Origin of the sequence: Bacteroides sp. OM05-10AA, from assembly GCF_003439055.1 — a bacterium.
GTDB classification, from domain to species: domain Bacteria; phylum Bacteroidota; class Bacteroidia; order Bacteroidales; family Bacteroidaceae; genus Bacteroides; species Bacteroides intestinigallinarum.
The window spans coordinates 1-26606 of the sequence record NZ_QSUR01000054.1 but is presented as its reverse complement, the minus strand read 5'-3'; the positions used below and the strand labels follow the sequence as shown (position 1 = coordinate 26606).

Here is a 26606-nt window from a genome sequence, read left to right as displayed (position 1 = left end):
ATAGTACGGTCCTTTCTCTTTACATAATCTCCGACTCTTCATAACCAAATACGGAATTGGGTGCCACGCATGGAATTGACCCTATAACCGACAGAAATAATCATATCAAGATTATAATAAATAATGTGACGCTTGATAGTCCGATTCCCCTCCATCTGAACTTGTGCAATTTTTGCACAAGTTGAGTCTTTCTCCAACTCTTCCGACTTATAGATGTTATTAACATGCTTCACTATGGAAGTTCTATCCGTTTGAAACAACTCCGCCATTCGAGCTTGATTCAGCCACACCGTCTCATTCTCCAACTTCACATCAATGGAAGTTTTCCCATCCTTCGTCTGATAAATGACAATTTCTCCTCTATTGTCCATAAAATGCCTCCTTATTTATGCATTGTGTCCGTCCATTACCTTCGTAGCAATGGACGGACACACAAATGTACAACTTTCAAAAAGAAATAAAAATATAAAGCCGTTTTTAATTATTTGCTCTGAAGCGTTACAATAGAACGCGCCGGAATCTGAACTATTTTTCCACTTTTCACTGTCCTCACCGGAAGCAAATTTTCCCCTTCTTTATCCGAAGTACGATAAATCTGCCATTGCGTATTTCCTACTTTTTCTTTATGAATAGAAAACTCTTTTTCCTCATTGGCATAGTTTATAACGACTATCACATACGTTCCATCTACGTTTTTGTAAGCAGAACACATCAATCCTTGTTGGTCGGTGTCGCCATCAGGAATGAAAGCGTTTGTTTGATCGAAAGCCGAAACGGATAGCCGGACTGCTCCCGGACGGATAAAACGGCTATAATTTCCTAAAGCCCACATCAGTTTAGAATCTTCTACTCTACCATCCAAGAAGTTATCGTCAGTAGTGTACTCGCGAATCAGTCCGTCTTTGTAGTCACCGCCAATGGCACGCCACCATTGCCAGCTTTCAGCTCTGGCATATACAATATCATGATGAATGATACGTGCTACATAGAGCGCTGTCTTCATTGTACGATCGAAACCATTTCCACCACCAATTTCTTCATCATTACCCATGATGCAAGTCTCCGTTTGCCAGAAGCCAACTTGATGTTTATCTAAGGTATCCCGCAACTGGCAGCGGATATTACGCAATTCGCTTAACGGAGTCGTTGTCCAATAGCTATGACCAAGCATCAGGCGGGGAACATTCGGAGTATCTCCTAAATATGTATCTACACTATCCGGACAGAAAAAGGCTTGAATCTGATAACCCCGTTGCCAATCTGTTTCGTGAGTGCGGAACATACAGCGATAATCGGAAGATTCATTCACCAAAATCTGCGTATCCATATTCCGGCTTACAAATTCTTTGCTTAACAAACGGACAGTATGAGCTACTTCTTTGTTGGTTGCCGGACAACCTTCTTGTTTCGGTCCTACCCAATTCCAGTGTCCGTCCGGTTCGTTGAAAGGACAGATGTAGTTGAACTTGATGCCATCATGTTCTTCTACTCCCTGTACTACATCTGCCAGAAAACGGACGTACTTTTCATAACAATCCGGCTTCAGATTTGCCGTACCTCCACGACCGGTATTGGTTGCCAATCCGTTCTGTGTATAATGTACGGGAGGCGAGTTCAGGAAAGCCAGGAATTTATTGACTCCCCGTTCCTTTGCCAGTTTCAGAAAATTGCGTTGTCCCTGTTGCTTGTTCCAGTCGTACGTTCCATCCGCGTTCAGGAAACACTCGGCTCGCATCCAGGGAGAAGCAATCTGACTAGCCTCCCCTTGTTCCGCACTACCGGCACCGACATTGAAACGCCAGAGGGACAGGCCGATACCTTTCGGCTGTCCGTTCGCATCATTCTCCGTACTGAACAGCCAATCGGCTACCTGGTTTTGTTTCTCTTCTGGCCAAAGTCCGATAAACTGCATACTCCAGGCATCTGAAGCACTGAAATATGCCATCGTTTGACAAGGCTTATCCGTTTCTATCTGATAACTTACATCAGGAACAGATTGAGAACATCCACCCGCCACACATACAAACAGAAAACCTAAAATCACTACTCTCTTTTTACCTATAATCCTATTCATCTATAATCTTTCATTATTCAAATCATACAATACAATTCCGTCCTGAAACAACCTGACCATCTACCGAAATCAGGAAAGATATTATTAAGGAGTGGGTATTACTTGCTTAATGCTCCCATCTTCATTAAATTCCATACGATCTATACATACTTCACGATGAACACCGGGATCACTTTTGAGATAATTCTTATTAATGCGATGATAAATAATATACCACTTATCAGTGCCGGGAACTTGCAAAACAGCATTATGAGCAGGACCGTATATTTCCTTTTCCGGGTTTTGAATCAGTATAACAGGATTCTTAGCCACTTTAATTGGTCCCAAAGGTGAGGTTGAAGTGCCATAAGCTACATGATAATTGGGAGACCCTGTATCATCTACCGACCACATGAAATAGTAAAGTCCGTTACGGTAGAACACATAAGCAGCTTCACGATAAGCATAATCCTGCAAAGTCCCTCCTTCAGGAGTCATCACTGTAATCGTTTCCTTCTTAATGGAAACCATATCCTCATTCAGTTCCGCACCTGCCATATAGCCATTTCCCCAATACAGATAAGACTTCCCCGAAACCGGATCGGTAAACACATCCACATCTATTTGCTGACCGTTTCCGGTGGGTGAATCCGTTACAATGGGATGCCCTAAATCAACAAACGGCCCCGTAGGAGAATCGCTCGTAGCTACTCCAATCTGTTTTCCTCCACCTGCATTCGGATTACCGCTGTAGTAAAAGAAGTATTTATATTTTCCTCCAATCAACTTCTCCTCCATACAAGGTGCCCATGCATTACCATTCGCCCAAGGTACCTGATCTGATTTCAAATCCAGCATTGTCCCTTCATCCTTCCAATTCTTTAAGTCTACAGACGAAAAAACGGTAAAATACCAACCACCCCATCCGGGCTGTCCGTCTGTAGTGGAATAGATATAGTATTTCTTAGTCTTGTTGGAATATAAAATTTCAGGATCAGCATGGAAACCTGGCAACACAGGATTACCAGATAACGCGAAAGCAGGCAGCGTCACTGCCAACATCAAGCCGATTATAATCAAAGTTTGTTTAATAGGTACTATCATATTTTCATGAGTTGGATAAAAAGGGGAAATATCAGGTTGTGATACTCCCCCTCCGGTATTTACATTCTTGATACTATTTATTTCAATGCTACTTTAATAGATTGACTGTAACAATATTCCGATGATTTGTCTGATTTAACTCCGACACGAGCGTAAAGATAGGATTCATTGAGTAAGCCACTTGGAATCTCAATTTCAGCAGTGTTCTCCTGATTGAGTGAAACGGTATTACCCAACGCCAACTCCGCTTCCTTTTGTTTCTCATCCGTCAGGATACCTGTTCCCAAATAGATACCTACATTCTCCAGATTGGCATCGGCAACTACCTTATTAATAGTAAACCGTGCGGTAACCTTGTTGCCGTTTCTAGCAAAAGATACGTTTCTGACAAAGAAATACGGTGTCACAGGAATATCCTGCACAGTGTTTCCTTTCACTGTAATATAAATTGTGTCATTAGAAGGTCTTTCCCAAGGAGCATTACCCATACGCACCAATTTATAATCACCATTGAAAAGGGACACGGAATAGCTTCCGTCCTGCGCAACATACACCGGAATAGAGCCATGCAAAGCATAACCGTCCTGGAATAAAGCAAACTCTGAACTTCCGCTTCTAACCCCTACTGCTTCACCGTCATAAATTGCTCTTCCGGTCAATGTAGCCTTAGGTTCCTCAAAGTTGTCGTAGCTGCAACTGCTTACTGCCAACAAACAACATATCATAATAAAGAAAGGTATAATCTTTTTCATAATCTCTTATTTTTATTGGAATGGATTCTTCACAATCGTCGGATTGTTATTAATTACATCATCAGCAATGAATGAATAATAGTTAGACTGCTGGAAGGTTCTTGCCACCTTGAAACGTTCGGATTTTGTCTTTACAAAAATGTACTTGTCCTGATCCGATGTTCCCGGTTTTGGTTTGGCAATACGATAAGGATATAAACCGTAAACGATCGCTTTATCGTTATCTGTATTTCCGTTCCAGGTGATATCAGCTATTCTCCATCGTTTCATATCAAAATAACGGTGATCTTCGAAAGCCAGTTCCACACGACGTTCGTTCTGAATCTTTTCTATTGTCAGGCTTGTCAGGCTGTTGGCCGGGAAACCGGCACGCTGACGCAAGCGGTTGATGTAGGGTAAAGCTGTCGGCTCGTCATTCAATTCGAAAGCAGCTTCGGCAGCATTCAAATAGATTTCACCCAGACGGAACCAAGGCCACCAGTTTTCAGCATAGTTACGGAGAGTATAACCGGATGCCTCACTGATAAACTTACGGATATAAAATCCGGTATTGCTCACGTTAGGACTATTAGTCTGGGGACCATCCTGGCCGACAAAAGTTTTATTATCGTCATAAGCACTTCCCAATTTCGAATCTGTCAGTAAATCATAAGAACCCGTCTTATCATTCCATACTGCCACTCCTGCCTGAATATCTACATCCTGATTTCTGAACTTTGAGCCCGGATAGACGATCGTACCATACAAACGTGCATCTTTATTGGCAAAGATATCACTCGGAGTATCATATACTACATAGTCATTACCATTCTTATAATGTAAAGTTCCCGGAGCTCCATCCAAATAATCAAATGCTTCTACCAATCCTAAAGATGGGCCGATGCAAGAAGAATTATCGTTATCTTCTCTCAAATGATGGACTACATTATCATAACCGAAGCTATGCACTTTCAAAGGATTCTTATAATCTTTCACCCAAATAGCTTCCTTATTTAGTGTCTTGTCCATAAACATTTTATAGAAGTTCACTCCTTTATCCGACTCCTTTTCATAAAGTTCATATCCGCCTTTTGTGATAATTTCTTGCGAAGCAGCCAACGACTTCCGATAATAATCGTCTGCCATATCGGCCGGAATACCCACTTCTCCGCCAGACGTTACAATATTAGGAGTTTTCAGCGCATTGTATTTGGCAATAGAACCGGCATACAACATAGCACGGCTCTCCAATGCCAATGCAGTGTAGTAATTGGCACGACTTTGACTACCTTTATTACCCAGTTGCGACTTGATCTCTTCACATTCACTGTATACAAAGTCATATATTTCGTGCTCCTTGGCGCGTGGATTACGTAAGTAAGAAGGATCTCCGCTAAAATCATACTCCAAAGTAGTTGTAATCAATGGTACACCACCCATACGTCTTACAAGCTCAAAATAAACGTAAGCGCGGATAAAGCGAAATTCAGCTTTGAACTGTAACTTGTCATCTGCTGAAATATCTGTTCCATATTTGTCGATATTCTCAATAGACATATTGATGTCTCGTATCAATCCATAATCCCACCAACGTCCGTAGTCGTTGCCATAACGTAATTCATTACGATAATTCTGATCCAGCGTGCCACAGTACATAGCATCATCCGTTTCGCACATACCACCGGTATTGAAGTCACCGTGTAACTGTGGAATACGATTATATAAATTGGCTAGCTGTGATTTAATCATGTTCGGATCGTTCCATACCAACTCATTGGTAAGAATATTTTTGGGATCTCTTTCGAACCAGCTGTCGCCGCAACCCGATAACATGGAAGTAAGGACGGCTCCCAACAGAACTATTTTTATAGATTTGCTTTTCATGATAGCGTTCATTTTTTAGTATGTAATATTAAATCCAAGAAGGAATGTACGTTGTTGCGGATATACCACTGCAGCTGCGGCAGTAATTTCAGGATCGACTCCAAACTTACCCACATTGTCGAACGAACACAAGTTAGAAACATTAGCATAAATACGTACCTTCTGTGCACGAATCGGTCTCAACAGTTGTGACGGCAAGCTATAACCCACTTCCAAGTTTTTAATACGGAGATAGCGTACATTGTGCAACCAGAAGTCACTATTCTTATTGTTATAGCTGAACTCACCTTTACGGATGGCCGGATAACGTCCCGGTATCCATTCACTTTCCGGATCGTACAAGTCGGCACGGTGCCAACGGTCTTCCAATAGATAAACCGGTGAGTTTCCATTTCCATGATATGCATTAGCCAATTCATAGTTTTGTCTCCATCCTTGCATAGCACCACCGGAAAGGTCGATATTCAAGTCAATACCCTTCCACGCCAAACCGATATTACCACCAAACGACATGATAGGCGCCCAGCCTTCCGGATAACCGATAGGACGCTCATCCATACTGTTGATAATACCATCACCATTTACATCTTTATAGATAAAGTCACCGGGAAGCAGTGTCCGGTTATTATTTCCATCCAAATTTACCGGATAATTACGAATTTCTTCTTCCGACTGGAACTGGCCAATTACCTGATATCCCCAATAGATACCTCCCCAACGGCCTTCCGCAGAATTGCGGTATTCATCCCAAGAGTTATTAAAACGCGGTTTATAAGTCTCAATGCTCTTATAACGTGAGAAAGTAAAGTTACCGCTTACGGTATAGTTCAAATCACCAATATGATCGGTCCATGTAACCATACCTTCCGCACCGATATATGCTTGTTTGTTCAAGTTCTCATTAGGCAATGTATATCCCACTTCACTCGGAAGCAATACATCATAACGGGCAGCCGGTACACCGGTAATATCCTTGCGGAAAGCATCGGCTGTAATCTTCAAACGATTATTGAACATAGTCAGGTCAAAACCGATATTCGATGTCGTATTCTTAGTCCAGGATAAGTTAGTAATAGGTAGTCCTCTCTGGTTCAGTCCGGTCACCAGTTCACCATCCAATACTGCATTACCATTATTCCACGTATAACCACTCAAGTAATCGAACAGTTTTACATCCTTCTCTGTACCTGTCTGACCGATAGAAGCACGAATCTTCAAATCATCTACAACCGGTCGCAGCTTTTCAAAAAATTTCTCTTCCGAGATTCTCCAACCTACAGACACACCCGGGAAGAATCCCCAACGGTTATTAGCTGCATAGAGATAAGAACCGTCATAACGAGCCAATAATTCAATCAGATATTTGTGGGCAAAGTCGTAATTGATACGGCCAATCCATCCGGCACGTGCTTCGTAACTCCACTCATCACCGAAACTATTGATTTCATCAAACTGCAATAAAGGCAGATAATCAGTAGAAGGTTCGGTACCATACGTTTTCTTACTCCAATCATAATCGGAAGCTTCGTAACCCAAAACTGCCGAGATATTATGGTTCTTAATCTGTTTTGCATAATTCAATTGCAATTGCATATAACGCGCAGGGACACTACGATCTATTTGATTTCTCCAACGTCCTGTAGCAGGTGTCCCGTTATAAGTATCTTTCTCCTTATCGTATGTATAGATTTGATAAGCATATTGATAACCATCGAAACGGCTGTTGGTGTAATTGTATGAGAACGTAGCTTTTGCAGTTAAACCGAAAGAGAAATCATACTGCGCATAAGCATTGATATTGGCATTACGAGTCAAATTATCTTTGTAACCGGCAATGTCACGACTGAAAGCAGCTGGATTGTAACCATTCTCATGTACATTATTGATATATTCCGGATTATCATTGGCATAAGGGCTTTCGATAGGCTGCATTTTGAACATAGCCAATATAGCCGAATAATAACCGTCACCACCCGGCAAACCTACGTCTTCACTCTTTTCATACTTACCGCTAATCTGTGCACCTATTGTAAAACGGTCTGTTATCTTAGTATCAATATTCAACTGAAGATTGGTACGCTCATATTTAAAGTCAGGCATCATCGCATCTTGTCCAGTATGAGCTACAGAAAGATAATAGTTGGTCTTTTCAGAGCCACCTGTCACATTCGCATTGATGTGGTATTGAGGTACATTTTTTCTCATTACCATATCATAATAGTCATAGCTCTTATATCCCGGTTCGGTACCAGCTTCCCATTTAGCAAGTTCCTCGGGACTATATAATTTGCTTGGATCTTCACCTCTATTCTGTGCTGCTTCAGCCAAACCTCTTACATATTGTCCTGCATTTGCCAATTCGGGGAAACGGGTCAGATTCTGCCAACCATAGTATCCATTTACATTGATGCTTACCTTATCATTCTTTTTACCTTTCTTGGTAGTTACCAAAACTACACCATTTGATGCACGCAAACCGTAAATAGCAGCAGAAGCATCCTTCAAGACTGTGATACTCTCGATATCCTCGATATTCAGAGCATTAAACACATCGCTACCGGAAACATCCGATGCCTGCAACCAGTCACGGCTGTTCATTCCACCATAAGGAATACCGTCGATTACAAACAGGGGGCTACCCATATTACGGATTTCAAGATTGATACCTCTACCCGGACGGGCATCCACAGCACGTGTAGACACACCTGCTATCTTACCGGATAAGGCTCCCGCAGTGGTCGTAGAAACAGAACGCGTCAACGCATCAGACTTAACATCACTGATGGCTCCGGTCAGACTTTTCTTGGTTTGTGTACCATAGCCCACCACCACAACTTCATCCAAAGTTTCCGTATCTTCTTCAAGAACGATTTGAAGATGTGCCTTTTCGCCTATCTTCATCTCTTTAGTCTTATAACCGATGAACGAAATTGCCAATGTGGCATTTTTATCATCTACATTAATTGTGAAGTTACCATCGATATCGGTAATGGTTCCATTAGAAGTTCCTTTGACAGTAACATTGGCACCAATGATATCCTCTCCTCTCACATCGGCCACATGTCCTGTAACTTGTGTTTGTGCAGATGCTGCAGCTGACAGAAGCAACTGTACGACACACATGCATAAGATTCTTACATACCTCATAAATTAGAATTTAAAGATTAAACATTTTTTGTTGTTTTTTCCGATGCAAATATAGAATATTGATATAAATGAAATAAGCAAAAATCATGCAGAAGAGCTATGCAAATCGTGCAATGAACGATTTACATACTCTAAATAAAATATTTATTCTTATTTTTGAGCTGATAATTGAAACAAATAAGCACGAGTTATGAAAAAACACATTGCTTCTACTTTATTTTTATCCTTGTTGTCCATTCTTCAATTGACAGCCCAGTCTCATTCTGTAAAACGACTGGGAATAGAACAAGGATTATCCAATAATTATGTAGTCAGTATTACACAAGATAAACAAGGCTTTTTATGGTTTGCTACAGAAGAAGGACTTAATAAATTTGACGGCACCCGCTTCATTACTTATTATAAAAATGATTTGCCACATAACAATCAGGGAATCACCGGCAACGAACTCAACCGGGTGTATGCTGATTCCAAACGTCCCATCATTTGGATAGCCACTCAACGAGACGGACTAAATGCATACAATTATGACGAACAAACATTTACCGCCTACCAACATAACCCGGAAAATCCACACAGCCTGATTACAAATGATGTAACGGATATCTCTCCTTCCACCCAAAACGATGATGGTTTATGGGTCAGCACCTATTATAGAGGTATAGAATATCTAAATATTAATAATGGGCAATTCACACATTATAATAAGAGTACGGTGCCTAGTCTGCCCTCCAATCAGACATGGACAGTATTGGACGGAGGAGACAACAATTTGTATATCGGCCATGTTGGAAGCGGATTCAGTATTTTTTCTCTCAAAGATAAAAGCGTAAAGAATTTCCAGAATGAAACGGGAAATCCGGCAAGTTTGCCCGGTAATGATGTGTTTTGTATCATAAAAGATGCAAACGGTAACATCTGGTTAGGAACAAATAATGGATTGGCTCTATACAATGCTGCTAATGAAAACTTTATCACATTCAGAAATAATAAGAATGACAAGTATGCCACTTTATGCAGTCGCATATTATCTATCCGGCAATTAAAAGATAATAGGCTCTGGATTGCTTCAGAGCTCAATGGTATTGCCATATTAAACCTGAAACAGGGTATGTTTCTCTCGCCAGAGGAGCTTTCTATTGAATACATACAGGAGGGTGATGATAGTCGAAGCCTCTCTAATGCAAGCGCTCGATGTATATTCCAGGATTCTTTCGACAATATCTGGATAGGAACATGGGGAGGAGGCATCAACTTTATTAGTAGTAAACCTCCTTTGTTCACCACGTTAAGCTATTCTCCGATTCCAAACAATGAAAACAGCCTAAACAACAAAGTAGCCAGCAGTCTTTGTATGGACAGACAAGGACGGGTTTGGATCGGAACAGATGGAGGAGGTATTAATGTATTTGAAGGAGAGAAACGTATTGCTATTTATAGAAAAGAGAGTGGGGACATTCCTTCGAATTTTATATTAGCTTCTTTACAAGATTCAAAAGGGAATTTATGGTTCGGTTCCTACCAAGGAGGAATCAGCTATTATGATAGCCGGAATAAAAGATTCCGTTCCATCTCCCTCATGGGACAATCTAATCTAGACGTCCGTACGATCTATGAAGATGCCCAGCATAACATTTGGGTAGGATATAGTGGAGGAATTGTTGTATTAAACCCTCTAACCATGAAGATTATACAGCATTACAATACAGATAATAGCGAACTGCACAGTGATTTTATACGTTCTATAGCCCAAGATGAGAAAGGACGTTTTTGGATTGGAACTTTCGGAGACGGACTTGGCATATACACCCCGGACTTACAAAAAATCAAGACGTTCACTCAAAGAGATGGCTTTTGTTCTAACACCATCAATCAGATCATACAAGATAAACAAAAAAGAATGTGGATAGGAACGGGAGAAGGATTAGTTTGTTTCCTGTCGACTAATGAACTGAATTACAAAACTTACCAACGAAAAGATGGCTTAATCAATACCAATATCTGTGCAATAACAGAAGATAAAAAAGGGAATATCTGGTTTAGCAATAATAAAGGTATCAGTTGCTATGTTACGAATAAAGACTGTTTTTATAACTATGGCCACTCTGACGATGTTCCGGCAGGAAGTTTCTCAAGCGGTTGTGTAACACAAAGTAAGAATGGACAGATTTATTTCGGTTCTATCAATGGAGTATGTTGTTTCAATCCTGACATTACCATGAATGAACAACCGGCCCCAATGGCAATTGTCACAGAGATGAAAATACTGGGCCGGTTGAGTAATCTGGAAAACAATGATATGATTATCAATCTCTCCAAAGGATCAAACGTTGAATTGAGTCATGCACAAAATAGCTTCGGAGTGAGATTCAACGTTCAAAACTATTCTCTCGTCAATCAAGTAGAGTATGTTTATATGCTGAAAGGGCTCGAAAACTCGTGGTACACCGTCAATGAAAGTAACAATGTCACTTTCCGCAACATTCCCCCGGGAAAATATGAATTCTTCATCAAAGCGCGAGTACATAATCAGGAATGGCCGGAAGAAGCCACTTCCCTGACCATCCGTATCAATCCGCCTCTCTGGTTGACGTGGTGGGCAAAACTTATCTACATCCTGGTATCTATCAGCATCATTTATCTTATCTTGCATGCTTACAAAAAGAAGTTAGATCTGGAAAGTCTTTATACTTTGGAAAAGAAAAACCACGAGCAGGAACAGGAATTAAATCAGGAACGCTTGCGTTTCTATACCAATATCACGCATGAGCTACGTACCCCTCTGACCTTAATCCTCGGCCCTCTCGAAGATATGCAGAAAGAGGCATCGCTTCCTGCAAAACAAGCCCAGAAACTATCAGTTATCCATCAGAGCGCACTACGTTTGCTCAATCTAATCAATCAGATACTGGAGTTCCGAAAGACGGAGACACAAAACAAGAAATTGTGTGTCAGCAAAGGGAACATTGCCCCTCTGATTTATGAAATAGGGCTTAAATACAAAGAGTTAAATCAAAATACCAAAATTGATTTCCGGATTCAGATAGAAAAAGAAGAAATGTTTCTTTTCTTCGATAAAGAAATCATCACGATTGTTTTGGACAATCTGATTTCCAATGCTATCAAATATACGGAACAAGGGCGCGTAACACTAAGTTTGCATCAGACCATGCGTAATGAGGTAGCTTATACGGAAATTAAAGTCAGTGATACAGGGTACGGAATTTCCGCCGAGGCCCTGCCACATATTTTCGACCGCTATTATCAGGAAAGCGGTAAGCATCAGGCATCCGGTACAGGTATCGGGCTGGCTTTAGTGAAGAATCTCGTCACCTTACATGAAGGGGAAATCCGTGCAGAAAGCGTCCAAAATGAGGGAAGTACGTTCTATATCAGTTTACTGACGGATAATATCTACCCCAATGCCTTACATGCAGATTCTACAGAACCGGTTCAAGAGGAGATGAATCAGAATACGGAGCTGGAATATTCACAAGAAGCGACATTAGATACCGGTAAACCAATCCTATTGATTGTAGAAGACAATGAAGAAATACAGAAATACATAGTTGAATCCTTCACCGACTCGTTCGAGGTAATCACGGCCAACAACGGAGAAGAAGGAAAACAACAAGCCCTTAGCCGTATCCCCGATATTGTAGTCAGCGATATTATGATGCCTGTGATGGACGGCATCACTTTATGTAAGCAATTAAAAGATGATGTGCGCACCAGCCATATTCCTATTATCCTGCTGACAGCCAAAGATTCTCTGCAAGATAAAGAAGAAGGATATGAAGTAGGAGCCGATTCTTATCTGACGAAACCTTTCAGTGCTTCTCTGTTACGTAGCCGAATCAATAATCTGCTTGATTCAAGGAAAAAGTTAGTTGCCCAATTCCAGGCGCAATCTACCCCGGGAAATCAAATAGATTTAAGTGAAAAGCGTATAGTAATTGCCGAAGCTTTAAGCAAATTAGATAATGAGTTTATCGAAAAAATCACCCTTTTAATCGAGGAAAACCTTTCTTCAGAGAAGATTGATATTAACTATCTATCTGATAAAATGTGCATGAGCGGTTCCACCCTTTACCGGAAAATGAAAGCACTTACAGGACTCTCGACCAACGAATATATCCGGAAAGTGAAAATGGAGAATGCAGAACGTTTGCTGCTTGAAGGGAAGTTCAATATCTCTGAAATAGCCTATAAAGTAGGAATGAACAGTACGGGATATTTCCGCCAATGCTTTAAGGAAGAATTTGGTGTCTCTCCTTCAGATTACCTGAAACAAATTAAACAATCTTGAGAAAGGAAGATGTATCAGAAGTAGAATTTACTTTCATGTTGCTCTGTCATTCAGAACAATAATGAAAAATCTCTTCTGATACCTCCCAATAGGAAATTTAGCGACCTGTGGGGGAGGTCATTTCCTTAATTCTTCAACCATCGCTTTGAGCAATGATTTAGAATCATCCAGTGGCAAATCCGTGGCTAAATCCCAACTCATCATGCCTTTCAGTCCTTGCTTCATCGCATAACGGGTCTTAGTGCGGATATTGTCCTGTCCGTCAAACACATATTTCTCTCCCTTATATATTACTTCATTTTGTGCAGGCTCCGTAATCAGTCCCTCTTGTACAAAACTGAAATAAGCCTCTGTCTTCTTCGAATTATCTTTTGTCACACCATAGAAAGGAACTCCCACCACCAGTTTCTCTTTGGGAATGCCATACTTCAGTACCATCTGAATATCCGAATCATATTTCTCTACCGGAAAACGAACCGGTGAAGGACCGTAACATTGGAGTGAAATAAAATCAACGGCTTCAATGGCTTCTTTACTAATCTTATAACAAACAGGATGCAGAGATACGCTAAATAGATATTGATCTCCCAGCACCTCCCGCATCTTCACGATAGCCAGGCTATAATCTTTGTATTCTTTCTCATTCTCCGCCCACTCAAAATCAAGATCAATGCCATCCAGCTTATTCTTTTCCAGTACAGTCTTTATATTCTTTGCAAATGCCGTACGAGCAGCCTCATCAGCCACCATCGCTTTCCACTCGCCACTGGAAGCTCCCAGACGTATTTTCGTTTTTGTACCTTTTACTTTTGCACGAACCGATTTAATCAATCCTTCCCAAGTTGTCACCCCTTTTCCTTGAAATGCACGCGGATTTTCAAATGAAAGTGATCCGTCTTTATTAGGATGAACATTCAAGAAAATAAGGTCGTCACTTGCCCGCAGACTTTCAGTTGCGACACGTCCCCGGTTGTAGAAATTTCCACGCACATAAGAACTTACAAAGAAGTTTTGTTGTGCATGAATAGATACGCCAAGCAACAAAAAAAGGAAAAATGTAAATTTTCTCGGTAGTAGCATAATGATTAATAATTAATGGATTACAGGCACAAAAATAGGTAACAACTGTACAAAATGATGTTCAAAAATCACTATATTACTTCCAAAAATCAACATAAAGGTATCTGAATGAAAGCTGAAAAGAGGAGGGCGTTTGATAAAACGTTAGGAAAAACAAAATAAAGTCTGTTTCTTTGTGCACTAAACTGAGATGCATACTGTATAATAAGCAACTTATTAACTATGAATAACCCACAACGTATCAGCAATGAGCAAGAGATACTAAAATTAGTATCTGAAGGCAATTCGGATGCCTTCCGTACGTTGTATATGCACTACTATGACCGGTTATTCCAGTTTGCCATGATGTTTCTTCGTTCAGAACCCGCTTCGGAAGATGTGGTGGAAGATGTTTTCTATAATTTATGGAAAGATCGACACATGCTTACCTCTATTCCCAATTTCCATCCATACATTTATCAGGCAATACGTAACGGATGCCTGAACGTACTAAAGAGCGGATATATATCGAAAAGAGACGATATTCCCGAAACGGAACTACAAGTAAGCATCTCTACGCATACCCCTCTCGACGAACTATCCTATAAAGAACTACACAAAGCAGTAAAACAAGCTATTACTGCACTGCCGGAACGTTGCCGCATTATTTTCAAGATGGCAAAAGAAGATGAAATGAGCCACCGTGAAATAGCAGAGGCTCTTGACGTAAAAGTCTGCACCGTAGAACGGCAAATTTTAATCGCTAAAGCTAAGATAAAAGAAGCAATTCAGCCGTTTCTGGAAAAAATTTAAAAAAAAGTGCTTTTTCCTTTTAGTAGTTTGACACCTTCAGTTTTCTATATAGTATAAAGCTTTAGAAAACGAAAGAAAATGCGCATTAGAAAAGAAGAAGAAACTGACAAATTGGATGAGTTGATTGACGGCATTGAGCTGCATTCACCCCGTCCTCCCAAAGAACATTCGGCAGAGAAGTCATTCTCCCGCCTGATGGCACGAATTCAACCCGACAATAACTCGATTGACATTTTCCGCCAGCGTGCCAACCGCTACCGGATATGGATGGCAGCCGCTACGGTGGCTATGCTAATCGCAATGAGCGGATGGCTGTATAATATCGTATCGGATAGTGAACCTGCATTTATTGTAGCAAGCAACAATACCGGTATTGTACAGAAGGTAACACTCCCCGACGGAACGATTATCAACCTGAATACTTGCTCCCGATTGACTTATCCGGAAAGTTTTTCAGGAAAATCAAGGGAAGTATTTCTTGATGGTGAGGCTTACTTTGATGTAGCACACGACAAACGCCATCCATTTATTGTACGTGCCGGGGAATTGAAGATCAGAGTACTGGGAACAAAGTTCAATGTAAATGCAAGCACGCTGGTTCCGCAGATTACGGCAACTCTGATAGAAGGTTCCATTGAAGCCGTTACCGGGAAAAAGAACATACTGATGAAGCCCAACCAGCAACTGAAGTATGATACCAGCAGCGGTAGAGTATCACTTACGGAATTGACAAACGCCAGTCGCGAGATACGATGGACACAGAATGTATGGGTACTTTCCGATACTCCCCTGTTAGACATCTGCCAACGCCTGGAACAGCAATTCAATATAAAGATTATTATTATGAATGATGAATTGATAGGTAAATCTTTCACAGGAGAGTTTTATACAAACGAATCATTGGAGTCAATCTTAAAGACTATGCAGATCAGTACTCCGTTTGAATATGAATACAAAGGAAAGAATATAATATTAAAATAACAAGATTGTAAAACATTAAAACCGAAAAGCCTATGGTATAATACTGTAAAAGCACAAAAAAAAGCGAGAAAATAGTACCAGTATTTCCTCGCTTTCAAGACTTTGTAAAAATCATGGCAGTGCTCTCATTGCCACAATCCTTAATTTCTAATTTATAAAAGTATGACAAACTTAAGAAAGTACCAAATTTCTTATCAAAAATGTTGCCACACTTCCATAAAAGCGCTTCAAAAAAGCATTTATGCGGCAATATTACTTTTAATGATTCCCGGTTTTGCGCTCGCACAGACAACCAAGCGAGACATCCAGCTCAACTTCACGAATGCTCCTATGACTAAAGTGTTTGAAAGTATCGAGAAGCAAAGTGAATACTCTTTCTTTTACAACAATGACATTAATACAAGTCAAAGAACTTCAATACAAATTACTTCGAATAATATCAATCAAATCGTAAGTACTCTATTGAAAAACACAACTATTGATTTCCGTATTTCGGATAAACGTATCGTCCTGTTCCAGAAACAAGCGGCAGAAGAACAAAAGAAAGCCTACACCGTTACGGGCGTAGTGAGCGATGGCTCGGAACCGGTCATCGGTGCTTCTATCTCCACTAAGGATGGTAAAGGAACGATTACTTCCATCGATGGTGATTTCCGTTTGGAAAATATACATATCGGTGACGTACTAACGATATCTTATGTCGGTTATCAAACTCGTAATATCGTATTCAACGGTCAGTCAAGACTGAATATTTCCTTAACAGAGGAAGCGACCGCACTGGAACAAGTAGTGGTAACCGCTTTGGGTATCAAACGTTCGGAGAAAGCATTGAGTTACAACGTACAGCAATTATCTTCTGATGATATCACTACCGTAAAAGACGCGAACTTTATGAACTCGCTGACCGGTAAAGTGGCAGGTGTAACCATCAACTCTTCCGCATCGGGTGCAGGTTCTGCCGCCCGCGTAGTCATGCGTGGCGTGAAGTCAATCACTAAATCAAACAACGCACTTTACGTTATCGACGGTATTCCTATGTTCAATGTAGTAAACGAATCTACAGATACAGGGCTACTGACAGATCAGCCGGGTAGTGATGCCGTAGCCGACATTAACCCGGAAGACATTGAATCAATCAATATGCTGACAGGTCCTGCCGCTGCCGCACTTTACGGTAATGCCGCCGCTTCGGGTGTAGTACTTATCAATACAAAGAAAGGAACGAAAGATAAGACGAACATCAGTGTATCGAGCAGTACTACTTTCTCCAACCCTACCATGTTGCCTAAAATGCAAAACAAATATGGTAATAAAGACGGTGTATTCGCCAGTTGGGGTGACGTCGTAAACAGCAACTACGACCCTGAAAAGTTCTTCCGCACAGGTGTGAATACCATCAATTCGATATCACTCTCCACAGGTACATCAAAGAACCAGACGTACGTTTCAGTTTCGGCAACCAACTCGACAGGTATTCTTCCGAACAACAAGTACGAACGCTACAACGTATCGGGACGCAATACCGCTACTTTCCTGAATGACAAACTTACATTGGATTTCGGAGCTAACCTGATTTTCCAGAATGACAGGAATATGACAGCACAGGGACGTTACTTCAATCCGCTGACTGCTCTCTACCTATTCCCGCGCGGAGAGAATTTCGAAGCTATCCGTATGTACGAGCGTTACAACGAAGGACTGGGTATCTACGAACAATACTGGCCTTACGACACGCAAAGTATGGAATTACAGAATCCATACTGGACGATGAATCGTATTGTTCGTGAAAACAAGAAGAAACGTTTCATGACCAACGCGTCCCTGAAATGGAATATCATTGACGGAATCGACATCACCGGACGTCTGAAATATGACAAGACGGATATGCGTTCGACTGACAAACGTCATGCCTCAACCATCGAACAGTTCGCCAGTCCTTATGGTGGCTACTATGATATTCATAAATCATACAGCAGCTTCTATGGAGATATCATGTTGAATATTTCCAAGACATTCAACGATAACATGTGGTCTTTCAATGCCAACATCGGTGCATCTATCAACGACCAGAGAGAAGAGCAAATAGGACATGGCGGTAATCTGGAAGGTATTTACAACTTCTTTGCCATACACAATATAGATACATCCGCCAAGTACAGGAGAATCCAGTCAGGATATATCCAGCAATCGCAAGGCGTGTTTGTCAATGCGGAAGTAGGTTACAAAAGCATGCTGTATATGACTGTTACGGGACGTAACGACTGGGAATCACAGTTGGCATATTCCGAAGCCTCTTCGTTCTTTTATCCTTCCGTAGGTTTATCGGGAATTATCTCAAGTATGGTGAAATTGCCGGACTGGCTTTCATATCTGAAAGTACGTGGCTCATATACAGAAGTCGGAACCTCGTTTGAACGTTTCATTACGCGTCCGTCTTATGAGTTTAATATCGCTTCCGGAAAATGGATATCTACCTCCATCTATCCGGTACGTAACTTAAAACCGGAAAAGACCCGTTCATGGGAAGTCGGAGTCAACTCAAAATGGTTGAACAATCGTCTTTCATTTGATTTGACCTATTATCGGTCGAGCACTATCAACCAAACCTTTACTGCCGATCTTTCTGTTTCGTCCGGATATTCCAAAGCATATATACAGAGTGGTAATGTCCGCAACGAAGGTATGGAAATCGCTTTAGGTTACAGTGACAAATGGGGTGGATTCTCTTGGGACAGCAACCTGACGTTCTCCTGGAACCAGAATAAAATCATTAAATTGACCGAGGGTTCCGTGAATCCGATGACCGGAGAACCGATTACCAAGGACAATTATGAAATGGGACAACTGGGTAATCTTGATGCTCGCGTCAAATTATACAAAGGTGGCTCTATCGGCGACGTGTACGCCACTCACCGCATCAAGAGGGATGGCAATAACAACATCTATGTTTCACAAGAAGGAAAAATTGAAATCGAATCCGTTGAGGAATTCAAACTGGGTTCTATCCTGCCGAAATCAAACATGGGATGGAGCAACAACTTCTCATACAAAGGTGTAAACCTGGGAGTGACACTGACTGCACGATTCGGCGGTATTGCCTTGTCAGGCACACAGAGCACGCTTGACCAGTATGGAGTTTCGCAAGTAACCGCCGACTATCGCGATGCCGGTGGTATCTCCACCAATTACGGATATGTAGACACTGAAAAATATTTCGATACAGTAAAAGGATACGCCGCTTATTATACATACAGTGCTACCAACGTACGCTTGTCTGAACTGAACCTCAGTTACACATTACCTCAAAAATGGTTCCGTGACAAACTCAGGATGACTGTCGGATTAGTCGGCAAGAATCTTTGGATGATTTATTGTAAAGCGCCTTTCGACCCGGAAGCAACTGCATCAACACAATCTAACTACTATCAAAGTTATGATTACTTTATGCAGCCTACTACACGTAACATCGGATTTAGCGTAAAACTTAATTTCTAAACAGAGAAGAACCATGAAAAAGATAACTCAATTTATATGTTCAGTACTACTGGTACTACTCGTGTGCAATTGTACAGGAAAATTTGAGGACTATAACACCAACCAATACCAGCCCCCTGTATTGAACTCCCGGTTGTTATTTGCACAGCTCATTACTTGTATGTCTTCCACAGAAGAAAACCCCTCCCAGCGAAATATTACTTTCTGGGCAGGACCATTCGGGGGGATGCTGACTCCAACCAGCAGTTGGAGCAGAAGCCAGCACTTCTATACCTATAACGTAGATGACGCCTGGAATAAATGGTCTGTCGACTGGTATTTCAAGAATTTCTACCCTAACTATTTCTCCATCGAACGTTTTTCAGAAGCATCAGGCCATTATTATGCGCTTGCCAAAATCATGCGGGTACACATCATGCAGATTATCGCCTCCATGCAAGGGCCGCTTCCTTATACTAAGGTGGAAAGCGGACAGTACTCCGTAGGATATGACAGTGAAGAAACGGCTTGGAAGGCAATGATTGATGATTTGAACTACAGCATCGATGTGCTTACTTCACTGATGAATACCGACCCGAGTTTTAACGAACTGACCACAGAAGACCGTATCTATCAGGGAGACTATAAAAAATGGATAAAATTTGCCAACTCACTGAAGTTGCGCATAGCTATCCGTATCAGCAATGCTGTTCCTGAATATGCGCAGGAAATAGCAGAAAAAGCCGTAGCACATCCATATGGAGTGATGGACAGTAATGATTGCGATGCTTACGACAATATTGGATCGACCAACTTCAAAAACGGACTCGCAAGCGTCAATTCGTGGGGCGAAGTTCGCGCCAATGCCTGTATCGTCTCTTTCATGAACGGATATGGTGACCCGCGCCGTGAAGCATACTTCACCAAGACAACAGTATCTCCCGAGTACGAATATCTCGGCGTGCGTTCGGGAATCAGTGGTATCACAACCGGCATGTTCTCCACCTATTCCACAGTCAAAGTAGAAACCAAGACTCCTATGCTGATATTCAACGCTGCCGAAGTAGCCTTCCTAAGAGCAGAAGGTGCCTTGAAAGGATGGACTATGGGAGGAACAGCAGAAGAATTCTATAAAAAAGGCATCCAGTTATCATTCAACGAACACAGTATATCAGGAGCTGACACATACATAGCTAACAGCGTTAATGTTCCGGCAGATTATATATGCCCGTTGAACTCTGCTTATAATTACACCAATCCGTGCAAATTACCGGTAGCCTGGAATCCTGCTACTACCACCAGCGCCAAAGAAGAGAACCTGGAACGTATTCTGACACAGAAAATGATTGCCAACTTCCCGATTGGAAATGAAACTTGGGCTGATTTCCGTCGTACCGGATATCCTGCCGTGTTCCCTGCCTATGACAATCTCTCTACACAAGGTGTCACGAAAGAACGCCAGCAACGCCGTCTGCGTTTCTCTGAAGACGAATACGCAAGTAATGGGGATAATGTAACAGAAGCTTGTTCTTTCCTGTCGAACGGACAAGACACAGATGCTACCGACCTATGGTGGGCTAAGAAAAACTAATCTGATTGATTATTAAAAATAAAAACAACATGAAAAAAATATTCATTATATTATTTGCAGCATTCCTGGCAACTAATTTCTTTAGTTGTGATGACTGGACTGATATGGATACCAAGAACTTCGAACCGAAGCCATTGGGTGAAGAATATTATGCAGCACTCAGAGAGTACAAGAAGAGCGATCATGCCCTTTCATTCGGATGGTTCGGAAGTTGGTCAAATCAAGGTGCAGCCTCCTTGTACTACAGTCTGAAAAGTATCCCTGACAGTGTAGATATCGTCTCCATTTGGGGCCCCTACGGTAGTCTGACAGATTATCAAAAAGAAGATTTGAAATATGTTCAAGAAGTACTGGGTACACGGGTTGTATTCACTGTTTTCTCACACAATATGGCAAATCTCCCCGGGAAATTTGAAAATATCGCCGCTAATATTCCGGCTGCTGCACAAGCGATAGCAGACACTATTCACAAATACGGCTACGATGGTATCGATTTCGACCATGAATGTAGTGGTTCTGACTTGTTTTACGATAAGGACAACATGACTGCCTTATTAAAAGAAACCCGTCAAAGAATCGGGACAGACAAAATCATCATGGTAGATGGCTTTGTGCATCTTATCACTGAAGAAGGATGGAAGCACGCCAATTACGCTGTAGCACAAGCATACGCAACAGGTTCCCCTACCAGATTACAAGAAAGATTTGACCGGGTAAAGCAGTATATAGGTTCCAATCGTTTCATTGTCACCGAGAACTTTGAAAGTTACGCCGCTAATGGCGGGGTGAATTTCAAAGATCCCGAACGGGGAACGATACCTTCACTATTGGGAATGGCCTATTGGAATCCAGACGAAGGCCGTAAAGGAGGAATAGGAAGTTTCCACATGGAGTACGAGTATTCCAGGAATTACAAATACTTGCGTCAAGCTATTCAAATCATGAACCCTGCCAAAAAATAAAATGATATGAGAAAGAATAAAATATATACATTATTTGCCGGAGCATTCACTCTTATAGCCTTAATGGGCTGTAAGCAAGAATATGAACCGATAGAGAACCGTATTTACATCAATGAAGCTGCTTTCAAGAATGTAAAGAGCTTGCCCATCAACGTCAGTGAAAAAACAGTGACAGACTTCACAGTCCGCATAGGCGACATTATGGGGAAAGATGTTCAAGCCACACTGGCAGTAGATGAAAGTCTGCTACAAGAATACAACAAGAAAATGAATCTTGACTATGCTGTATTACCAGCCGACAAGTACTCGTTTGAAAAAGAGGTCATTATCGAAAGCGGAAAGACTATGGCCAAACCGACTGTAGTAACTATCAGTCCTTATGAAGCTGCCGAAGGAGTGAAATATGCATTGCCTATCAGAGTGATAAGCGACGGCAGTGTCCAGGAAGAGATACAGGGAGCCAGTTACATTTTATTACTTGATAAACCATGGACTCAGTTTACTCCTTACCTGGGTAGAGGAGGGGGATTCAAATCTGAGAACGTGACAACTCTCTCGATGGATTATTTCACGATAGAATTTTGGATATGGATGGCCGATTTCGGTTATAACAACCAATGTGTCATCGACTGTTCTGCCTTCTACATTCGTTTGGGTAATGCCAATAACCAGATCACGAAAGATCAGATGCAAATCAATATCTTTGGTAAGAGCGCAGAAAACAACAAAGGATTTTTCACGAAATTCAATTTCCAAAAGAAAACCTGGACACATGTAGCCATGGTATACGACCAAAGCAAATGTCATTTCTACGCAAACGGCGAGAAAGTGCAAGATGTAGAAGCCACCGGTGTACCTGCTGACATCACATCAATCACATTCTTTAATGGCAACACTTCAAATGAACACATGATGGGACAAGTCCGGCTGTGGAACAGGGTTCTCACACAAGCAGAAATTCAGAGTAATATGGGCGGACCTGTCACAGTCAGTCCAAGTCTCATCGGTTATTGGAAAATGGACGAGGGTCAAGGTAATGTTGTATATGACAGTTCCGGCAACAAGAATGATGCCACCATAGCTACAGGTTCAATCACAGAATGGAGAGCCGACCAATGTTTCACAAAGAAAAACTAATCCACTTTATCAGAAGCATCCATTCTGAATAAATGAAGTTTTTTTGTAAAGAAACTGTATTATATAAATAACATTCACTATCTTTAGACGTGAATTAAGTAGCCTCTGCGGATTTCGTCAATTCGTTTACCTACTTAATTCGCGTCTAAAACATTATAAGACACTTTTAAATAGAACAATACAACCATTGTTAACATGAAACCAGCCATCCAGTATTCATTTATATCCTGCTGTCTACCGTTGGCATTCAGCCCATTAACCGCCGAGTGTCAATCGACTGCCAAAGAGCTCCCTCAACAGCCCAATGTACTTTTCATCTTGACGGACGACCTGCAGGCGTCTTCCATCCATGCTTTGGGAAACGAAGATGTATATACACCCGCCATCGACAGCCTGATTGCCGAAGGTGTCACATTCACAAACACGTACACTAACGGTGCTTTATGCGGAGCCTTGTCCATGCCTAGCCGGGCCATGCTCATGACAGGGCGCGGACTATACAACATTCAATCCGATGGTATGAAAATTCCGAAAGCACATACCACCTTCCCGCAACAATTCCGCCGACATGGTTACCGTACCTTTGCCACCGGAAAATGGCACTCGGACAAAGCCGCATTCAACCGTTCCTTTCAGGAGGGAGACAACATCTATTTCGGTGGAATGCATCCTTATGAACAGAACGGCCACTGTTCGCCACACCTCAACCATTACGACTCCACAGGGGTATATGGACCGAAAACGAAATTCACAGGAGAAGAATTCTCTTCCAAAATGTATGCAGACGCAGCCATCCGGTTTCTTCAAAAGCAAAAAGGAGATAAACAACCTTTCCTGGCTTACGTGGCTTTCACCTCTCCACACGATCCGCGCAACCAACTCCCCAACTACGGTCGGAAATATAGCCCCGACACACTGGATGTCCCCCGCAACTTTCTTCCCAAACATCCGTTTAATAACGGTGAAATGAGAGTACGCGACGAATTACTGCTACCGGCACCACGCACCGAACAGCAGATACAAAAAGAACTGTCCGATTACTACGGCATGATAAGTGAAGTGGATGTACAGATAGGACGTATCATGGAAGTATTGCGCGCAACGGGACAAGCAGAAAACACCATCGTCGTCTTTGCCTCAGACAATGGACTGGCAGTAGGACGACACGGCTTATTGGGTAAACAGAACCTCTATGACCATAGCGTCAAAGTGCCGCTCACCATCATAGCCCCTTCATACAAAAACCGAAAAGGAGAAAAGAACCAATCACTGTGCTATCTGCACGACATTGCCCCGACTCTCTGCGAGCTGGCAAATATCCCCCTGCCGGAAAGTATGAACGCCCAGTCGCTCTATCCCGTACTGGAAGACTCTGGGACAACGCACCGTAAAGAGCTGTTCCTAGCTTACTCCAACATCCAGCGGGCATTTGTCAACGACTCCTACAAATACATCATTTATCACGTGAATGGAAAGATAACCGAACAACTGTTCGATCTTCAAAAAGATCCGTTGGAAATGCATAACTTACTGACCGAGAAGAGAGAAGAAGCGAATAAATTGAAAAAGCAACTGGCTTTCCGCATGGAAGAGGAAGATGATTTCTGCAACCTGAACGATCCTAACTGGTGGCAGGACGGTCATAAACTGACTTTTAAAGAAATGCAACAATTATATATTTATGAATAAACTACTATTAACTGGGATTCTGACAGCAGGAACAGCTACTCAAATCCTGAATGCCCAAACAGCCGGACAAGAAAACCGACAAAAGGACGAACAACGTCCCAACATTCTCTTTATTCTAAGCGATGACCATACCTCGCAAGCATGGGGTATTTACGGTGGAGTACTGGCAGATTATGCCTATAACAACAATATCCGCCGGCTCGCCAACGAAGGTGTAGTCCTCGATAATTGTTTCTGCACCAATTCTATCTCTGCCCCCAGCCGTGCCAGCATCCTGACCGGACTATACAGTCACCAGAACGGACTTTACACACTGGCAGATTCATTGGACACTTCGATCCCTACACTGGCAACCGTCCTGCAAGCCAACGGCTACCATACGGGACTTGTCGGAAAATGGCATATCAAGTCACAACCACAGGGATTCGACTACTACTCCATCTTCCACGACCAGGGAGAATATCGTGATCCGACTTTCATCGAAAGCACTGACCCTTGGCCGGGCAACCGGAACTTTGGTCAACGGGTACTTGGTTTCTCTACCGATCTCGTCACACAAAAAGCAATCCGGTGGATGAAACAGCAGGACGGAAAACAACCTTTCTTGATGTGCTGCCACTTCAAAGCCACTCACGAACCTTATGATTATCCGATACGTATGGAACATCTTTACGACGGCGTCACTTTCCCCGAACCGGAAAACCTGTTGGACTGGGGACCGGAAACAAACGGACGTTCTTTTATCGGACAAAAACTGGAAGAGCTGGTACGCCGCTGGCGAACAGCTTCGAAAGATCCCGACAAATGGTGGTGCCGCTATCCCGGACTGCCATTCAGCACGGAAGGTATGCAACGAACCACCGCCAGACGAGCAGCTTATCAGAAACTGATCCGTGACTATATGCGTTGTGGAGCCACCGTCGACGACAACATCGGCAAACTCCTGAAAGCACTGGACGAAATGGGAATTGCCGATAACACCATCGTAGTGTATGTATCCGACCAAGGCTATTTCTTAGGCGAACATGGTTTCTTCGACAAACGAATGTTCTATGAAGAATCAGCCCGTATGCCTTTCGTGATTCGCTACCCCAAAAAGATTCCTGCAGGACAACGTCTGAAAGACCTCGTATTAAATGTCGACTTTGCACCGACACTGGCAGAATTCTCCGGAGTAAAGATGGATAATGTACAGGGACGCAGCTTTGTCGACAACCTCGAAGGAAAGACCCCGTCAGACTGGCGAAAAGAAATCTATTATCGCTACTGGACCAATCATGCCATTCGTCCGGCACATTTTGCCATCCGTTCAGACCGGTACAAGCTCATTTTCTACTATGCAAAGAACCTGGGCATGACCGACACGGAAAACTTCGAATTTACACCTGCATGGGATTTCTACGATTTACAGAATGATCCGCACGAGAATCATAATCTTTATAATGATCCGAAGTACGCATCAATCATCAAACAAATGAAGAAAGATTTATTGAGACTTCGCAAAGAAACAGGAGATACGGATGATAAGTATCCTGAAATGCAAACAGTCCTTGAGAAGTTCTACTACAAGTAAGAAAATATAATTAGGCACAAATGAGTTGTCTGACACCCGGGTCTTGGTAGTGGTGCCTGTTGCACAACTCAATCATCGTATCAATTATCTCAAAATCTT

At 42.0% G+C, this 26606-nt stretch carries 16 protein-coding genes; 9 read left to right on the top strand and 7 right to left on the bottom strand.

All coding sequences use genetic code 11. The annotated features are described in order from the left end of the window. Nucleotides 1-38: 38 nt before the first annotated feature. From DXB58_RS25615 to DXB58_RS25590, 6 genes are all read right to left on the bottom strand, one after another. Nucleotides 39-371: a virulence RhuM family protein gene (locus DXB58_RS25615; RefSeq protein ID WP_122138683.1), complete on the bottom strand. Its 333-nt coding sequence runs from the start codon at nucleotides 369-371 to the stop codon at nucleotides 39-41. A gap of 110 nt (nucleotides 372-481) precedes the next feature. Continuing rightward, complete coding sequence (locus tag DXB58_RS25610) at nucleotides 482-2074, bottom strand: glycoside hydrolase family 30 protein (RefSeq protein WP_122138682.1); 1593 nt, start codon at nucleotides 2072-2074, stop codon at nucleotides 482-484. Between the two features lie 84 nt (nucleotides 2075-2158). After that, entirely contained in the window at nucleotides 2159-3157 is a 999-nt protein-coding gene (locus DXB58_RS25605) for a family 43 glycosylhydrolase (RefSeq protein WP_122138681.1), read from the bottom strand. 77 nt (nucleotides 3158-3234) lie between these two features. Then, on the bottom strand, nucleotides 3235-3909 hold the full coding sequence (locus DXB58_RS25600; protein ID WP_122138680.1) for a DUF3823 domain-containing protein: 675 nt from the start codon (nucleotides 3907-3909) through the stop codon (nucleotides 3235-3237). A gap of 12 nt (nucleotides 3910-3921) precedes the next feature. Next, nucleotides 3922-5772: a RagB/SusD family nutrient uptake outer membrane protein gene (locus DXB58_RS25595; protein ID WP_122138684.1), complete on the bottom strand. Its 1851-nt coding sequence runs from the start codon at nucleotides 5770-5772 to the stop codon at nucleotides 3922-3924. Between the two features lie 15 nt (nucleotides 5773-5787). Then, nucleotides 5788-8919 carry a TonB-dependent receptor gene (locus DXB58_RS25590; protein ID WP_122138679.1) on the bottom strand — a complete coding sequence of 1044 codons (3132 nt, stop codon included), beginning with the start codon at nucleotides 8917-8919 and terminating at the stop codon, nucleotides 5788-5790. A gap of 190 nt (nucleotides 8920-9109) precedes the next feature. Between DXB58_RS25590 and DXB58_RS25585 the strand changes: the two genes are divergently transcribed. Next, nucleotides 9110-13228, top strand: coding sequence for a two-component regulator propeller domain-containing protein (locus DXB58_RS25585; RefSeq protein ID WP_122138678.1), 4119 nt, complete (start codon nucleotides 9110-9112; stop codon nucleotides 13226-13228). 117 nt (nucleotides 13229-13345) lie between these two features. Here DXB58_RS25585 and DXB58_RS25580 read toward each other — a convergent pair whose 3' ends face one another. After that, on the bottom strand, nucleotides 13346-14308 hold the full coding sequence (locus tag DXB58_RS25580; RefSeq protein WP_122138677.1) for a glycoside hydrolase family 18 protein: 963 nt from the start codon (nucleotides 14306-14308) through the stop codon (nucleotides 13346-13348). Nucleotides 14309-14530: 222 nt separating this feature from the next. On the opposite strand from DXB58_RS25580, the gene DXB58_RS25575 reads away from it, so the two are divergent. The 8 genes from DXB58_RS25575 (at nucleotide 14531) to DXB58_RS25540 (ending at nucleotide 26507) form a co-directional block, all read left to right on the top strand. Next, the gene (locus tag DXB58_RS25575; RefSeq protein WP_122138676.1) at nucleotides 14531-15100 is read left to right on the top strand and encodes an RNA polymerase sigma-70 factor; all 570 of its coding nucleotides are present in this window, start codon (nucleotides 14531-14533) and stop codon (nucleotides 15098-15100) included. A 78-nt stretch (nucleotides 15101-15178) separates the two neighbouring features. After that, complete coding sequence (locus DXB58_RS25570; protein ID WP_009001177.1) at nucleotides 15179-16081, top strand: FecR family protein; 903 nt, start codon at nucleotides 15179-15181, stop codon at nucleotides 16079-16081. 261 nt (nucleotides 16082-16342) lie between these two features. Beyond that, the gene (locus DXB58_RS25565) at nucleotides 16343-19576 is read left to right on the top strand and encodes a SusC/RagA family TonB-linked outer membrane protein (RefSeq protein WP_369907209.1); all 3234 of its coding nucleotides are present in this window, start codon (nucleotides 16343-16345) and stop codon (nucleotides 19574-19576) included. 13 nt (nucleotides 19577-19589) lie between these two features. Then, nucleotides 19590-21146 (top strand): SusD/RagB family nutrient-binding outer membrane lipoprotein, encoded by a 1557-nt coding sequence (locus DXB58_RS25560; RefSeq protein WP_122138674.1) that lies wholly within the window; start codon nucleotides 19590-19592, stop codon nucleotides 21144-21146. Nucleotides 21147-21175: 29 nt separating this feature from the next. Beyond that, nucleotides 21176-22108 (top strand): glycoside hydrolase family 18, encoded by a 933-nt coding sequence (locus DXB58_RS25555; RefSeq protein ID WP_122138673.1) that lies wholly within the window; start codon nucleotides 21176-21178, stop codon nucleotides 22106-22108. A 6-nt stretch (nucleotides 22109-22114) separates the two neighbouring features. Beyond that, on the top strand, nucleotides 22115-23245 hold the full coding sequence (locus DXB58_RS25550; RefSeq protein WP_122138672.1) for a DUF1735 and LamG domain-containing protein: 1131 nt from the start codon (nucleotides 22115-22117) through the stop codon (nucleotides 23243-23245). A gap of 195 nt (nucleotides 23246-23440) precedes the next feature. Then, nucleotides 23441-24934: a sulfatase-like hydrolase/transferase gene (locus tag DXB58_RS25545; RefSeq protein ID WP_122138671.1), complete on the top strand. Its 1494-nt coding sequence runs from the start codon at nucleotides 23441-23443 to the stop codon at nucleotides 24932-24934. Beyond that, entirely contained in the window at nucleotides 24927-26507 is a 1581-nt protein-coding gene (locus DXB58_RS25540) for a sulfatase (RefSeq protein WP_122138670.1), read from the top strand. The genes DXB58_RS25545 and DXB58_RS25540 overlap by 8 nt, the downstream gene beginning before the upstream one ends. The last annotated feature ends 99 nt before the right edge of the window (nucleotides 26508-26606 follow it).

Coding starts and splice junctions, on each gene's coding strand:
- DXB58_RS25545 (WP_122138671.1), top strand. CDS start 23,441: ATGAAACCAGCCATCCAGTATTCATTTATATCCTGCTGTCTACCGTTG.
- DXB58_RS25605 (WP_122138681.1), bottom strand. CDS start 3,157: ATGATAGTACCTATTAAACAAACTTTGATTATAATCGGCTTGATGTTG.
- DXB58_RS25565 (WP_369907209.1), top strand. CDS start 16,343: ATGATTCCCGGTTTTGCGCTCGCACAGACAACCAAGCGAGACATCCAG.
- DXB58_RS25580 (WP_122138677.1), bottom strand. CDS start 14,308: ATGCTACTACCGAGAAAATTTACATTTTTCCTTTTTTTGTTGCTTGGC.
- DXB58_RS25585 (WP_122138678.1), top strand. CDS start 9,110: ATGAAAAAACACATTGCTTCTACTTTATTTTTATCCTTGTTGTCCATT.
- DXB58_RS25600 (WP_122138680.1), bottom strand. CDS start 3,909: ATGAAAAAGATTATACCTTTCTTTATTATGATATGTTGTTTGTTGGCA.
- DXB58_RS25555 (WP_122138673.1), top strand. CDS start 21,176: ATGAAAAAAATATTCATTATATTATTTGCAGCATTCCTGGCAACTAAT.
- DXB58_RS25590 (WP_122138679.1), bottom strand. CDS start 8,919: ATGAGGTATGTAAGAATCTTATGCATGTGTGTCGTACAGTTGCTTCTG.
- DXB58_RS25560 (WP_122138674.1), top strand. CDS start 19,590: ATGAAAAAGATAACTCAATTTATATGTTCAGTACTACTGGTACTACTC.
- DXB58_RS25550 (WP_122138672.1), top strand. CDS start 22,115: ATGAGAAAGAATAAAATATATACATTATTTGCCGGAGCATTCACTCTT.
- DXB58_RS25540 (WP_122138670.1), top strand. CDS start 24,927: ATGAATAAACTACTATTAACTGGGATTCTGACAGCAGGAACAGCTACT.
- DXB58_RS25615 (WP_122138683.1), bottom strand. CDS start 371: ATGGACAATAGAGGAGAAATTGTCATTTATCAGACGAAGGATGGGAAA.
- DXB58_RS25570 (WP_009001177.1), top strand. CDS start 15,179: ATGCGCATTAGAAAAGAAGAAGAAACTGACAAATTGGATGAGTTGATT.
- DXB58_RS25575 (WP_122138676.1), top strand. CDS start 14,531: ATGAATAACCCACAACGTATCAGCAATGAGCAAGAGATACTAAAATTA.
- DXB58_RS25595 (WP_122138684.1), bottom strand. CDS start 5,772: ATGAAAAGCAAATCTATAAAAATAGTTCTGTTGGGAGCCGTCCTTACT.
- DXB58_RS25610 (WP_122138682.1), bottom strand. CDS start 2,074: ATGAATAGGATTATAGGTAAAAAGAGAGTAGTGATTTTAGGTTTTCTG.